Below are 12754 nucleotides of genomic sequence, written 5' to 3'. Positions count from 1 at the left end.
CGCCGGGTCCGGGCCGCGGATACGCTGCGCGGCCATGCGTCCCTACGCCGAACACCCCGTCCGCATGGCGCTCCAGATCCTGGCCGACGTGCTCACGGTGCTGTGGGTCGTGGTGGTCGTCAACGTCGCGCTGGCGACGAAGGCGCTGGTCAACGGGCTGCAGGGGCCGGCGATGACGCTGGCCGACGCCGGTGACGCGGTGCGCGGGGCGTTCACCGACGCCGCGAACGCCGCCCGCGGGCTGCCCTTCGTGGGCGAGGACCTGGCCCGCTCGCTGGGCACCGGGACCAGCGCCGGGCAGTCGCTGGGCGACGCCGGGCGGGAGCAGGTGGCCGCGGTCGCCACCGCGGCCACGGGCACGGCCGTCGCGATCGTCGTGATCGGCGCGGCCCCGGTGGTGGCGCTCTGGCTGGCGCTGCGGGTGCGCTGGATCGTCGCGGCCCGCGCCGCGCGGACGGCCCGCTCCGTCGGCCCCGACCTGCTCGCCCTGCGCGCCCTCACCCGCGCACCGGTGCGCCGGCTGCTCGCCGTCTCACCCGACCCGATCGCCGCATGGCGCCGCGACGACCGCGCGACGATCGACGGCCTGGCCGCGCTGGAGCTGGCCGGGCTGGGTCTGCGGCCCCCGCCCCGGCCGGCTCCCCCCGCGGGCCCGGCGCCCGTCGAGGGTCCGGTCCCCCCGGACGCGCGGCCCTGAGTCAGCCGGTCACCGTGATCGCCCGGTCGTCGGTGAGGACCGGGCGGCCCTCCCCGTCGGACGGGTCGTCCTCGGAGATGCGCACGACGTACTCGCCGGGCGCCAGGTCGAGCGCGAACGCGAACGGCGCGAACACCTGGCCCTCCGCGGTACCGGCGACACCGGAGGCGACGACCTCGCCGTCGCGCAGGACCTGCCACGGCAGCGTCGCCTCGAACACCGCCGCCTCGCCCGTCACCTCGACCGGGGAGGTGACGACGGCCCCGTGGGCGGGGGCGTCGATCTGCACCAGGGAGCGGGTGGCGTAGAGGTCGGCGCGGGGCACCGGGTCCGCCGTGGACACCGCGCCGAACAGCTCGTCGACCGGCTCACCGTCGAGCAGCACCCGCACCGGGTCGGTCGACTGCAGCGCGCCCTGCACGGTGTAGACGAGCTGCTGCACCGCCCACACCGCACCCGCGGAACCCACCTGGGCGCCGGGCGGCACACCCGTGAGGTCCACCGTGATCACCCCGCCGCCGGTGGTGACCGGGGAACGCAGGTCCGACCCGGACGGCCACGGCGTGCGGTAGTCGGGGTCGGTCGCTCCCGCGAACATCTCGCGCACCGCGTCGCTCGCCGGGTCGGTGGAGGCCACCCGGTGGAACTCCCGGTACAGGCGCGGCCCGGCGGCGGTCTCGGCGACGAAGTAGACGGGGAGCGCCGCGGCCGTGGGCGCTGCGGTGCCGGGGTCCGCGGGCACCGGAACGGGGTCCGGTTCGGCGGCAGCGCAGCCGGCCAGCAGGACGAACAGGGCCACGAGCGCGATGCGTCGCATCGGAACCACCTCACCGTCGACGTCCGGTGGAGGGCGGACGCACCGGACGCCCCCCAGGTTGCCCCCTGCCCGGGCCATCCCCCGCACGGACCACTCGACCGGGTGCGGCACCGTGTACCCATGCCGCTGTTCTCGTTCGAGGGGATCTCCCCCACCGTGCACCCCGACGCGTTCGTCGCACCCACCGCCACCCTCGTCGGCGACGTGCGGGTCGAGGCGCACGCCTCGATCTGGTACGGCGCCGTGCTGCGCGCCGACTTCGGGCCGATCATCGTGCGCGAGGGAGCGAACGTGCAGGACGGGTCGGTGCTGCACGGCGGCGACGACCCGGTCACCGAGATCGGGGCGGGCGCCACCATCGGCCACCTCTGCGTCGTGCACGGCTGCGTGATCGGCGCGGAGGCCCTGGTCGGCAACGGGTCGACCATCCAGGACGGGGCCCGGATCGGCGCGCGCTGCCTGGTCGGCGCGGGTGCGACGGTGCCCCCGAACACCGTCGTCCCCGACGGGCAGCTGGTGCTCGGCGCCGTCGCGCGGACGAAGGGCCCGCTCACCGAGACGGCCCGCTGGTGGGTGGAGGGCAACCCGCAGATCTACCGCGACCTCGCCCGCCGCCACCGTGACGGGGTGCGGCCCGTTGAGTGAGCACGACCGGCAGGTCGAGCGGCTGGAGCACGAGGTCAGCCTGCTGCTGCGACGCTCGCGCAGCGTCCTGCGCACCCTCGCCACCCGCCTGCACCCCGACGTCGACGCGGCGAGCTACGCGATCCTGCTGGCCGTCGCCCGGATGGCGCCGCTGCGCCTGGTCGACCTCGCCGAGGAGTTCGGGCTCGACAAGTCGACGATGAGCCGCCAGGTCTCGGCGCTGCTGGCGCTCGGGCTCGTCGTGCGCCGGCCCGATCCCCTCGACGGCCGCGCGTTCCTGCTCGAGCTCTCCGACGACGGGCGCAGCCGCCTCGAGGAGGTCTCCCGCGCGCGGCACGAGGAGTGGCTCACCCGGCTGGAGTCCTGGTCGACCGAGGACATCGCCACGCTGGCCGACGGGCTCACCCGCCTCGCGGCGACCCTCAACCCACCGGAGCCCGACCTATAGGTTGCATGTCGCAACCATGTTCCATATAGTTGTCCTATGCACACGATCTCGGGCGACGACGCGGTCGACGAGCTGGCCGACGCCGTCACCTGCCTGGTGCGGTCCTGGCGCGGCGCCGGACGACGCATCCCGAACGCCACCCACTCGACGCTGGCCCTGCTCCAGCTCGCCGGGCTGCTCGACGAGGGCGAGCACCGCATCGGGGAGATCGCCGAGCTCCGGGGCGTCGACCAGTCGGTGGTGAGCAGGCAGGTCGGCGAGCTCGCCTCCCGCGGGCTCGCCTGCCGCCGCCCCGACCCGACCGACCGCCGCGCCGGTCTGGTCTCCCTCACCCCCGCCGGCCACGAGCTGGTCGAGCGGACCCGCCGCCTCAAGCGCGACCTGGTCCGCAGCGCGCTCGAGCGCAGCGACGCCGGCGACGTCCACACCGTCGCCCGGCTCGTCGTCGCGCTCGCCGAGGAGATCGACGCCCGCGCGGGCGACCTCGCCGCCCTCTCCTGACATCCACCACCGCACTCCCGAAGGACCCGTCATGACCACCACCGCTCCCGCGCGCGCCGTCCCGGCCACGCCGCCGGAACCCGTGCGCAGCCGGCGCGAGGTGCTCACCGCACTCAGCGGGCTGCTGCTCGGCCTGTTCATCGCGATCCTGTCCAGCACGATCGTGTCCAACGCCCTGCCGACGATCGTCGCCGACCTGCACGGCGACCAGACCGGCTACACCTGGGTCGTCACCGCCACCCTGCTGACGACCACGGCCTCCACCCCGATCTGGGGCAAGCTCGCCGACCTGTTCAGCAAGAAGCTGCTGGTCCAGGCGGCCATCCTGGTCTTCGTCGGCACCTCGATCGGGGCCGGGCTCGCCGGGTCGATGGGCGAGCTGATCGCCTGGCGCGCCGGGCAGGGCCTGGGCGCGGGCGGCCTGCAGGCGCTCGCCCAGGTCGTCATCGCCGCGCTGATCCCGCCCCGCGAGCGCGGCCGCTACTCCGGCTACCTCGGGGCCGTCCTGGCCGCCGCCACGGTGTCCGGACCGCTGATCGGCGGGCTGCTCGTGAGCACCCCCGCGCTGGGCTGGCGCTGGACGTTCTTCATCGGCGTGCCGATCGGCCTGCTCGCGCTCGCCGTGCTGCAGAAGACGCTGCACGTGCCGACGATCAAGCGCGAGGTGCACCTGGACTACCTCGGTGCCGCGCTGATCTCCGGTGGCGTCTCGGCCCTGCTGATCTGGATCTCGCTGGCCGGCTCGCAGTTCGCCTGGGGCTCGCCCGTCTCGCTGTCGCTGGCCGGGCTCGGCCTCGCCGCGCTCGTCGCCGCGGTGTTCGTGGAGCTGCGGGCGAAGGAGCCCGTGGTCCCGATGACGCTGTTCCGCGAGCGCACCGTCGTGCTGTCGGTGGTCGCGAGCCTGGTGGTCGGCGTCGTGATGTTCGGCAGCACGGTCTACCTCGGCCAGTACTTCCAGATCGCGCGCTCCTACGACCCGACGACCGCGGGCCTGCTCACGCTGCCGCTGGTCGGCGGGCTGGTGGTGGCCTCGACCGGGTCCGGGCAGCTGATCAGCCGCTTCGGGCGCTGGAAGGCCTTCCTCGTCACCGGCGCGGTGCTGATCACGACCGGCCTCGCCCTGCTCACCACGATCGACCACACGACGCCCGTGCCCCGGATCGGGGTGTTCCTCGCGGTCCTCGGCCTGGGGATCGGCATGAGCATGCAGAACCTGGTGCTGGCCGTGCAGAACACCGTCGACGTCCGCGACGTCGGTGCCGCGAGCTCGCTCGTGGCGTTCCTGCGCTCGCTCGGCGGCACGGTCGGCGTGACGATCCTCGGGGTCGTGCTCGACGCCCGGGTCACCGCGCTCAGCGGCACGTCGTCGGGACTCGGCGGCCTCGCCACCGACAGCCCCGCCCAGGCCGAGGCGGTCCGCGCGGCCTACGGCGACGGACTGGCCCTGGTCTTCGGCATCGCGGCCGTCGCGTCGCTGGTGACGCTGGTGGCCGTGCTGCTGATCCGCGAGGTCCCGCTGCGGACGACGGTCGGGGCGGCCCCCGAGCCGGAGCCCGCCCCCGTCGCCGACGCGGCGGCCCCCGCGGGCCGGCACGCCGACCGCACCGAGGAGGCCCGGGACCGCCTGCTCGCGGTGCTCGTCCCGCAGCCGCACGCGGCCCTGCAGGCCATCGACGAGATCGAGGCGGCCCGGCGCGACCTGCGCGCCACCCGCGACCGGCTCGACGCCTCGCTCAAGCGGCTGCGCGAGATCGGTCTGAGCGAGCGACAGGTCGCCCGCGTGACCGAGCACTGACCGGTCCGCGCGCCGGTCCGGGTTCCGCGCGCCGTCGGGGGCGCGCGGAACCCGGGAGGGCGCGCGGGCGGCGTCAGGCGTCGGGGTCGGGGGACGACGCCTGCGCCCAGTACCGCCGCGGGATCCGGCCGGCGCCGTGGGCCGCCCGGCCCGCCTCCACGCCCAGGCGCATGGCGTGGGCCATCCGCTCCGGGTCGGCGGCACGGGTGACGGCGGTGGCGAGCAGTACGGCGTCGCAGCCCAGCTCCATCGCCTGCGCCGCCTCCGACGCGGTGCCGATCCCCGCGTCGAGGACGACCGGCACGCCCGCCGCCTCCACGATCATCGCGATGTTGTGCGGGTTGCGGATGCCCAGCCCGGTCCCGATCGGCGACCCCAGCGGCATGACGGCCGCGCACCCGACCTGCTCCAGCTTCCGGGCGAGCACGGGGTCGTCGTTGGTGTAGGGCAGCACCGTGAACCCGTCGTCGACGAGCTGCTCGGCGGCGTCGAGGAGCTCGATCGGGTCGGGCAGCAGGGTGCGGTCGTCGGCGACGACCTCCAGCTTCACCAGCGCGGTCCCCAGCGCCTCCCGCGCGAGCTGCGCGGTGAGCACGGCCTCGGCCGCGGTCCGGCAGCCCGCGGTGTTGGGGAGGACCTCGATGCCGAGGCGGCGCAGCAGGTCGAGCACCCCGGTCCCCGTCGCGGCGTCGACGCGGCGCATCGCCACCGTCGTCAACGTGGTGCCGGACGCGACCAGCGCGCGCTCCAGCACCTCCAGGTTCGCGGCGCCCCCGGTGCCCATGATGAGCCGCGACGCGATCTTCCGACCGCCGATGACCAGCACGTCGTCCATCTCAGCCTCCCTGCACCGCGGTGAGCACCTCGACGCGCGCACCGTCCGCGAGCGCCGTGCCGGCCCAGTCGGCCCGGCGCACGACCGAGCCGTCGACGGCCACCGCCACGCCCGTGCGCGGCGCGCCGATGGCGTCGAGCGCGTCGAGCACCGACGCGTCGTCGGACAGCTCGGCGGCCTCCCCGTTGAGGAAGACGGTCATGCGAGGACCTCCTGGAACCGGGTCGGGTCGGCGTCGGCCGGGCCGGGCGCGCCGCGGAGCACGTCGAGCACGGCGTCGGCGGTGAGCGGGGCGAGCAGCATCCCGTTGCGGCCGTGGCCGGTGGCGACGAGCAGGCCGGCGGGGCCGAGCGCGCCGATCAGCGGGCGGTTGTCGGGGGAGCCGGGCCGCAGCCCCGCCGCGGACTCGCGCAGCGCGTACTCGGCGATGCCGGGCAGCACGCGCTCGGCGTCGCGGAGCAGGTCGCGGACCCCGCCGACGGTGACCTCCGTGTCGAACCCGGTCTCGGTCTGCGTCGCGCCGACGACCAGGCCGCCGCCGTCGCGCGGGACGAGGTAGACGGCCCGGCCGTCGACGAGCGCGCGGACGGTCCGCCGCGGCGGCGGGAACGCCCCCGGCCGGTGCGCGAGCCGCAGGATCTCGCCCTTCACCGGACGCACCAGCCCGTCGAGGACGGGGTGCAGCGACCCGGAGCGGGCCCCGGCGGCCACGAGGACGGTGGAGGCGGGGAGCACCCGCCCGTCCTCGCCCGCCAGGAGCACGCCGGTCACCTGCGCCCCGTCGTCGACGACCGCCTCGACCGCCACCGCGACGAACCGCACCCCGGTCGCCTCGGCCGCGCGCCGCAGGGCGGCCAGCAGCTCCCGGTTGTCCACGGCGAGGTCGCCGGGCACCGACAGCCCGCCGCGCACGTCGGGCCCGATCGCGGGTTCGAGCCGCCGCAGCTCGCGCCCGGACAGCCGCTGCACCTCGCGGCCCAGGCGGGCGAGGTGCGCGGCGACGGCGTCGAGCTCGGCGCGGTCGCCCGCCCCCGTGGCCGCGACGACGGTGCCCTCGGTGCGCAGCCCGCACGGCCCCAGGTCGGCGGCGAAGCCGGGCCAACGGCGCAGCGACTCGACGCCCAGGTCGAGCAGCTGCTCCTCGCCGGGCCAGGCCTCCGTGACGGGGGCGAGCATGCCGCCCGCCACCCAGGACGCCCCCGACGACGGCGCCGGGTCGACCACCGTGACCCGCCACCCCGCCGCGGCCGCCCGCCAGGCGCAGGACAGGCCGATCACGCCCGCGCCGATCACCGTCAGTTCCTGCATGCTCCCCGCTCCCTGCGCCGGCATGACCCGGATCAGGTTCGACGGTCGGGATCCGCGGATCCCCTCTCAGCCCCACCGGGGCTCCCGTGCGTCACCTGTCGGTCAGCCTACGCTCACGTCCGTGCCCGGACTCGATGGTGACGCCCTGCGCGCGCGGCTCGACGACGCCCGCCTCTACCTCTGCACGCCCGCCCGCCCGGACCTCGCGGAGTTCGCCGACGCCGCGCTGTCCGGCGGCGTCGACGTGATCCAGCTCCGTGACAAGGGCATGGAGGCCCGCGACGAGCTCGCCGCGCTGGAGGTGCTCGCGGAGGTGTGCGCGCGGCACGGGGCCCTGCTCGCGGTGAACGACCGGGCCGACGTCGCGCTCGCCGCGGGGGCCGACGTGCTGCACCTCGGGCAGGACGACCTGCCCGTGGACTGGGCGCGCCGGATCGTCGGCGACGACGTCGTGATCGGGCGCTCCTCGCACAGCCCGGACGAGACGCTCGCGGCCGCCGACGAGCCCGGCGTCGACTACTTCTGCGTAGGCCCGTGCTGGCCGACCCCGACCAAGCCCGGCCGCCCGGCACCCGGGCTGGGCCTGGTCCGGACGGTCGCCGGGCGGGCGCCCGCCCGCCCGTGGTTCGCGATCGGGGGGATCGACCACGAGCGGATCTCCGAGGTCCTCGACGCCGGCGCCGAGCGGATCGTCGTGGTGCGGGCGATCACCGAGGCCGAGGACCCCGAGGCGGCCGCGACGGCGCTCGCCGCCCGCCTGCCCTGAGCCCCGCTACCGGCCCGGACGCGGGTCGAGCGACGGCAGCAGGTCCTCTGCCGTCGGCTCCGGGGTCGCGGTCGGGGTCGCGGGGTCCGGCGTCTCCGTGGGCTCGGCACCCCCGGTGGCCCCGGCGTCCTCCGAGGGCGGCGTCGCGTCCTCGTCGGAGGGGGCGTCGGGGTCCTCGGCCGGGGACGGGTCGTCGGCGGGCGCGCCCGCTGCGGGATCCGGGGTCACGACCCGGCCGACCGAGGTGCCCGACTCGTCCGTGGTGAGGCTCGACCCGTTCGCCCACTCCAGCCCGGTGACGGCGGCCAGGCCCAGCACGAACACGACCAGCGCCCCGACCGCGGCCCGGCGCCACCGGCGGCGCGGCGGCGGGACCGGGGCGAGGACCACGGTGTCGGCGTCGGGATCGGGACCGCCGCCGTGACCGTCGGCGGGGCCGCGCTGCGCCGGGACCACCGGCCGGATGCGGGCGACGACGGTGTCCCGGGTCCGGTCGAGCGAGCGCTGGTAGAGCGTGGTGGCCACGGTGCTCGCCACCGACCCGATCGCCGCCCCCGCGACGGTGCCCGCGGCACCCAGGTAGGACCCCAGCACCGCGGCGGTCGCCGCGGCCCCCGCTCCGGCGATGATCTTGTTCACCGTCAGGTCGGGCGCCCTGGGCGGCGTCACGACCTCGACGGTGGGCGGCTCGGGCGGGGCGGTGGGGTGGCGGGGCATGGCTCCGTTCGCGTTCCTGATCGGGACGGGGTGTCACCCTGTTCAGCGAACGGCGGCTCTGGATCGTTTCCGACGATCATGCGCGAGTGGCGACGCTCACCGGGGGTGCCGGATCCCCCCGTGCCCCTCGGGCAGCGCCGAGCGCACCAGCGGCCAGGACGAGGCGACGCAGATCGCGACCAGCGGCCAGGTCAGCACCGTCTGGGCGACGCCGAGCGCCACCACCGCGCCGGCGGAGTACAGCGGCAGGAACACCGCCAGCCGCACGACGTACTGGGCGACCCAGACCCAGCTCGCGCGCTGGTAGCCGCGCAGCAGGTCGGGATCGCGGCGCCAGCGCGTGTGCTGGCCGAGCGCCGTGCCGACGACGAGCCCGAGCAGCGGCCAGCGCACGACGATCGACACCGCCCAGGCCAGCGCGCTCACGGCGTTGCCCAGCAGCCGGACCAGGAAGAAGTCGGCCGCGTTGCCGGTGGCCAGTGCGACGATCGCGGCCACGGTGACGCCCAGCAGCCCGAACACGACGGCCCGCGGCCGGGTGCCTCCGCGCAGCCGCACCACCGCGACGACGCCCGCGGCCAGCACCGCGGCCCCGCCGCCCCAGGCGATCGGACCGGGCCAGCCCAGTGCCCCCGCCAGGCCCCAGGCGAGGACGAACGCGGCCACGGGCACCGTCGCGTCGACGGCACCGCCACGGCCGCCGAGCACCTCGGTCAGCGACGGTTCGGAAGGGGCCATCCACTGAGGGTGCCCTATGGACACGGATAGATCACCGGCACTGGCGCGGATCGTCGCCGATGGGTGATCCTGGGATGACCTTCATCCGTCGGTCGGATGGAGCCGACGTGAACAGGAGGCGGTCGTCATGGGCAGCTGGAACAGCTTCGTGGCCATCGGCGACAGTTTCACCGAGGGGCTCGACGACTGGCGACCCGACGGGTCGCCCCGCGGCTGGGCCGACCGCGTCGCCGAGCACATCGCGGCGGGGCGGCCCGGGTTCCGCTACGCCAACCTCGCGGTGCGCGGCAAGCTGCTCGACCAGATCGTCGCCGACCAGCTCCCGATCGCGGAGCGGCTGCGGCCGGACCTGGTGGCGTTCTGCGCGGGCGGCAACGACCTGATCCGCTTCGCCTGCGACACCGACGACCTCGCCCGCCGCTTCGACGACGCACTCGGCCGGGTCACCGCCACCGGCGCCGAGGTCTTCATCTTCACCGGGTTCGACCTCGGCCGGATGCACCCGCTGATCCGCAGGCTCCGCGGCCGCGTCGCGTGCTTCAACGAGTCGATGCGGGCCATCGCGGAGCGGCACGGCAGCCACGTCGTCGACCTGTGGGGGATGGCCCCGCTGGCCGACCCGCGCGCGTGGGGACCCGACCGGCTGCACCTGCGTCCCGACGCCCACCGGCGCGTCGCGCTGCGGGTGCTGGAGACGCTCGGCCAGCCCGTGTCGGAGGACTGGCGCGCGCCGATCCCCGACGGCGACCCGATGCCGTGGCGCGCCCGCCAGGCCGACGACCTGCGCTGGATGCGCGAGTTCGCCGTGCCGTTCGTCCGCAAGCGGATCCAGGGCAGGCGCACCGGCGACGGGTTCGTGCCCAAGCGGCCCGACCTGCTGCCGCTCGACGCCGGGTAGGGCGGGTCAGACCGGGGCCACCGCGCGCGCCGCGACGTGCCGGGGCCGCGGGGCCGGGGCCGCGAACGGCTCCTCCAACCGGTTCTCCACGCTGTTGAACACCACGAAGATGTTCGACCGCGGGTACGGGGTGATGTTCCCGCCGGAGCCGTGCATGCAGTTGGAGTCGAACAGCGTGGCCGACCCGGCCGCACCGGTGATCATCGCGATCCCGTGCCGGTCGGCCAGCGCGGTGAGGCTCTCCTGGTCGGGGGTGCCGACCTCCTGCTCCTTGAGCGAGTCCTTGTAGTGGTCGGCGGGGGTCTCCCCCACGCAGGCGACGAACTCCTTGTGCGACCCCGGCATGATCATCAGGCAGCCGTTGTGCGCGTAGTTGTCGGTCAGCGAGATCGAGATGCTCACCGCGCGCGGGGAGGGCATGCCGTCCTCGGCGTGCCAGGTCTCGAAGTCGGAGTGCCAGTAGAACCCGCCGCCGCCGAAGCCGGGCTTGTAGTTGATCCGGCTCTGGTGGACGTAGACCTCGGAGCCGAGGATCTGCCGGGCCCGGCCGGCCACGCGCTCGTCGGCGATGAGGTCGGCGATCGTGCGGCTCAGCGCGTGCACCTCGAAGACCGAGCGCACCTGCCCGGAGGACTTCTCGGTGATCGTGCGCTCGTCGGCGTGCACCGCGGGGTCGGTGGCGAGGCGGTCGAGCTCCGCGGAGAACCCGACCACCTCCTCGGGGGGTGAGCAGTCCCGGGACCGATACGAAGCCGTCGCGTTCGTGCGCCGCGAGCTCCTCGGCCGAGAGCAACCCCGGTGCCGTGCTCCACACCGCGGGTTCCGCCCGGTCGATGATCACCGGGCGGTCCGCCACCCGCGTGGGGTAGCGGTCGCCGTGGCGTGCCGTCCGTCGGTCCGTGACTGCCATGCCCTACGAAGCCTCCTTCTCCTCCTCGTCCACCGTGATCAGCGGGTACACGCCGTTCTCGTCGTGCACCTCGCGACCGGTGACGGGAGGGTTGAACACGCACACCGTCCGCATCTGCGTGCGCGGACGCAGCTGGTGGCGCTCGTTTCCGTTCAGGACGTAGATCGACCCGGGCGCGAGCGCGTAGGTCGTGTCGTTGTCCTTGTCGTACAGCTCGCCCTCACCCTCGGTGATGAAGACGGCCTCGATGTGGTTCGCGTACCAGAAGTCGTTGACGGTGCCGGCCTTGAGCACCGTCTCGTGCACCGAGAACCCGACGCGGTCGCCGCCGAGGACGATGCGCTTGCTGCGCCAGTTCTCGGTCTTGACGTCGCGTTCGGTGTCGGTGATCTCGTCGAGCGTGCGGACGATCATCTACTGGGACATCCCTTCGGTGACGGCGGCCACGGACTCCGCGACGATGGCGAGACCCTCGTCGAGCTCGGCATCGGTGATGGTCAGGGCCGGGAGGATCTTCATGACCTCGTCGGACGGGCCCGAGGTCTCCATGAGCAGTCCCCGTTCGAACGCCGCGGCACACGCCTTCGCCGCGAGCTCCGGCTGCCCGAACTGCAGACCGCGCGCCAACCCACGACCCTTCGGGGTCAGCTCCACGGTCTGCGAACGCGCCGCGATCTCGGAGAACGCCTCGTGCACCCGCTCCCCCTTCGCGATCGTCGACCGCTCCAGCGCGTCGTCGGACCAGAACTCCTTGATCGCCGCCGTCGCGGTGACGAACGCGGGGTTGTTGCCGCGGAAGGTGCCGTTGTGCTCGCCGGGACCCCACACGTCGTGCTCCGGCTTGATCAGCGTCAGCGCCATCGGCAACCCGTAACCGCTGATCGACTTGGAGATGCACACGATGTCGGGCTGGATACCCGCGATCTCGAAGGAGAAGAACGGGCCGGTGCGGCCGATGCCCATCTGCACGTCGTCGACGATCAGCAGGATGCCGTTGCGCTTGCACAACGCGTCCAGGCCCTGCAACCACTCCACCCGCGCCGGGTTGATCCCGCCCTCGCCCTGCACCGTCTCCACGATCACCGCAGCCGGCTCGTTCAACCCCGAACCGGAGTCCTGCAGCAGCTTCTCCATCCACAGGAAGTCCGGCTGCGTACCGTCGAAGTAGTTGTCGAACGGCATCGGCGTGGCATGCACCAGCGGAATGCCGGCCCCGCCGCGCTTCATCGAGTTACCCGTCACCGACAACGCACCCAGCGTCATCCCGTGGAACGCGTTCGTGAAATTGATCATGGCCTCTTTGCCGCTGATCTTCCGCGCCAGCTTCAACGCCGACTCCACCGTGTTCGCACCCGTCGGACCGGGGAACTGCACCTTGTAGTCCAACCCACGCGGCTTGAGGATCCCGTCCTCGAACGCGTGCAGGAACTCACCCTTGGCCGTGGTGTACATGTCCAGCCCGTGGGTGATCCCGTCCCGGGCCAGGTACTCCAACAACGGCTTCTTCAACGCCGGCGGGTTGTGCCCGTAGTTCAACGCCCCCGCCCCGGCGAAGAAGTCCAGATAGGTGTTCCCGTCGACATCGGTGAGGCGCGAACCGACCGCGGTGTCGAACACGACCGGCCAGTTCCGGCAGTAGCTGCGGACCTCGGACTCCAGGTCTTCGAACACGGTCATCT

Annotated in this window: 15 protein-coding genes, 1 pseudogene and 1 riboswitch; of the genes and pseudogenes, 7 read left to right on the top strand and 9 right to left on the bottom strand. The window is 74.3% G+C overall.

Going from position 1 to position 12754, the window contains the following annotated elements; all coding sequences use genetic code 11:
* Positions 1-34 precede the first annotated feature (34 nt).
* Positions 35-697 carry a hypothetical protein gene (locus H6H00_RS10660; protein WP_185721126.1) on the top strand — a complete coding sequence of 221 codons (663 nt, stop codon included), beginning with the start codon at positions 35-37 and terminating at the stop codon, positions 695-697.
* Position 698: 1 nt separating this feature from the next.
* On the opposite strand, the gene H6H00_RS10655 is transcribed toward H6H00_RS10660, so the two are convergent.
* Entirely contained in the window at positions 699-1514 is an 816-nt protein-coding gene (locus tag H6H00_RS10655; RefSeq protein WP_185721125.1) for a GerMN domain-containing protein, read from the bottom strand.
* Between the two features lie 120 nt (positions 1515-1634).
* Here H6H00_RS10655 and H6H00_RS10650 point away from each other — a divergent pair, with 120 nt between their 5' ends.
* The 4 genes from H6H00_RS10650 to H6H00_RS10635 are packed head-to-tail and all read left to right on the top strand — an operon-like array spanning position 1635 to position 4903.
* Entirely contained in the window at positions 1635-2159 is a 525-nt protein-coding gene (locus tag H6H00_RS10650) for a gamma carbonic anhydrase family protein (RefSeq protein ID WP_185721124.1), read from the top strand.
* Positions 2152-2607 (top strand): MarR family winged helix-turn-helix transcriptional regulator, encoded by a 456-nt coding sequence (locus tag H6H00_RS10645; RefSeq protein WP_185721123.1) that lies wholly within the window; start codon positions 2152-2154, stop codon positions 2605-2607. The genes H6H00_RS10650 and H6H00_RS10645 overlap by 8 nt, the downstream gene beginning before the upstream one ends.
* Positions 2608-2643: 36 nt before the next feature.
* The gene (locus H6H00_RS10640) at positions 2644-3108 is read left to right on the top strand and encodes a MarR family winged helix-turn-helix transcriptional regulator (protein ID WP_185721122.1); all 465 of its coding nucleotides are present in this window, start codon (positions 2644-2646) and stop codon (positions 3106-3108) included.
* Between the two features lie 31 nt (positions 3109-3139).
* Positions 3140-4903: an MFS transporter gene (locus H6H00_RS10635; protein WP_185721121.1), complete on the top strand. Its 1764-nt coding sequence runs from the start codon at positions 3140-3142 to the stop codon at positions 4901-4903.
* Between the two features lie 73 nt (positions 4904-4976).
* On the opposite strand, the gene H6H00_RS10630 is transcribed toward H6H00_RS10635, so the two are convergent.
* The 3 genes from H6H00_RS10630 to thiO all read right to left on the bottom strand — a co-directional run bounded on the left by H6H00_RS10630 (position 4977) and on the right by thiO (position 7046).
* Positions 4977-5738, bottom strand: a complete 762-nt coding sequence (locus H6H00_RS10630) for a thiazole synthase (protein ID WP_185721120.1) — start codon at positions 5736-5738, stop codon at positions 4977-4979.
* Between the two features lies 1 nt (position 5739).
* Positions 5740-5940: a sulfur carrier protein ThiS gene (gene thiS / locus H6H00_RS10625; protein ID WP_185721119.1), complete on the bottom strand. Its 201-nt coding sequence runs from the start codon at positions 5938-5940 to the stop codon at positions 5740-5742.
* On the bottom strand, positions 5937-7046 hold the full coding sequence (gene thiO, locus H6H00_RS10620; protein ID WP_185721118.1) for a glycine oxidase ThiO: 1110 nt from the start codon (positions 7044-7046) through the stop codon (positions 5937-5939). Before thiO ends, thiS begins: the two co-directional genes overlap by 4 nt.
* A riboswitch (TPP riboswitch) is annotated at positions 7039-7144 on the bottom strand. (Overlaps the previous gene by 8 nt.)
* A gap of 23 nt (positions 7145-7167) precedes the next feature.
* Between thiO and thiE the strand changes: the two genes are divergently transcribed.
* On the top strand, positions 7168-7812 hold the full coding sequence (gene thiE / locus H6H00_RS10615) for a thiamine phosphate synthase (protein WP_185721117.1): 645 nt from the start codon (positions 7168-7170) through the stop codon (positions 7810-7812).
* 6 nt (positions 7813-7818) lie between these two features.
* Here thiE and H6H00_RS10610 read toward each other — a convergent pair whose 3' ends face one another.
* Both H6H00_RS10610 and H6H00_RS10605 read right to left on the bottom strand, forming a co-directional pair.
* Positions 7819-8529 (bottom strand): hypothetical protein, encoded by a 711-nt coding sequence (locus H6H00_RS10610; protein ID WP_185721116.1) that lies wholly within the window; start codon positions 8527-8529, stop codon positions 7819-7821.
* A gap of 96 nt (positions 8530-8625) precedes the next feature.
* Positions 8626-9267 (bottom strand): DUF3159 domain-containing protein, encoded by a 642-nt coding sequence (locus H6H00_RS10605; protein WP_185721115.1) that lies wholly within the window; start codon positions 9265-9267, stop codon positions 8626-8628.
* A 127-nt stretch (positions 9268-9394) separates the two neighbouring features.
* On the opposite strand from H6H00_RS10605, the gene H6H00_RS10600 reads away from it, so the two are divergent.
* On the top strand, positions 9395-10165 hold the full coding sequence (locus H6H00_RS10600; RefSeq protein WP_185721114.1) for an SGNH/GDSL hydrolase family protein: 771 nt from the start codon (positions 9395-9397) through the stop codon (positions 10163-10165).
* A 6-nt stretch (positions 10166-10171) separates the two neighbouring features.
* On the opposite strand, the pseudogene thpD reads toward H6H00_RS10600, so the two are convergent.
* From thpD to ectB, 3 genes and pseudogenes are all read right to left on the bottom strand, one after another.
* Positions 10172-11075: pseudogene (gene thpD, locus H6H00_RS10595) on the bottom strand (ectoine hydroxylase).
* A gap of 3 nt (positions 11076-11078) precedes the next feature.
* Positions 11079-11489, bottom strand: coding sequence for an ectoine synthase (locus H6H00_RS10590; RefSeq protein ID WP_185718373.1), 411 nt, complete (start codon positions 11487-11489; stop codon positions 11079-11081).
* Positions 11490-12752: a diaminobutyrate--2-oxoglutarate transaminase gene (ectB, locus tag H6H00_RS10585; protein WP_185718374.1), complete on the bottom strand. Its 1263-nt coding sequence runs from the start codon at positions 12750-12752 to the stop codon at positions 11490-11492.
* Positions 12753-12754 lie beyond the last annotated feature (2 nt).

Origin of the sequence: Pseudonocardia petroleophila (assembly GCF_014235185.1) — a bacterium.
GTDB lineage: Bacteria > Actinomycetota > Actinomycetes > Mycobacteriales > Pseudonocardiaceae > Pseudonocardia > Pseudonocardia petroleophila.
This window is presented reverse-complemented; position numbering and strand designations above follow the sequence as displayed.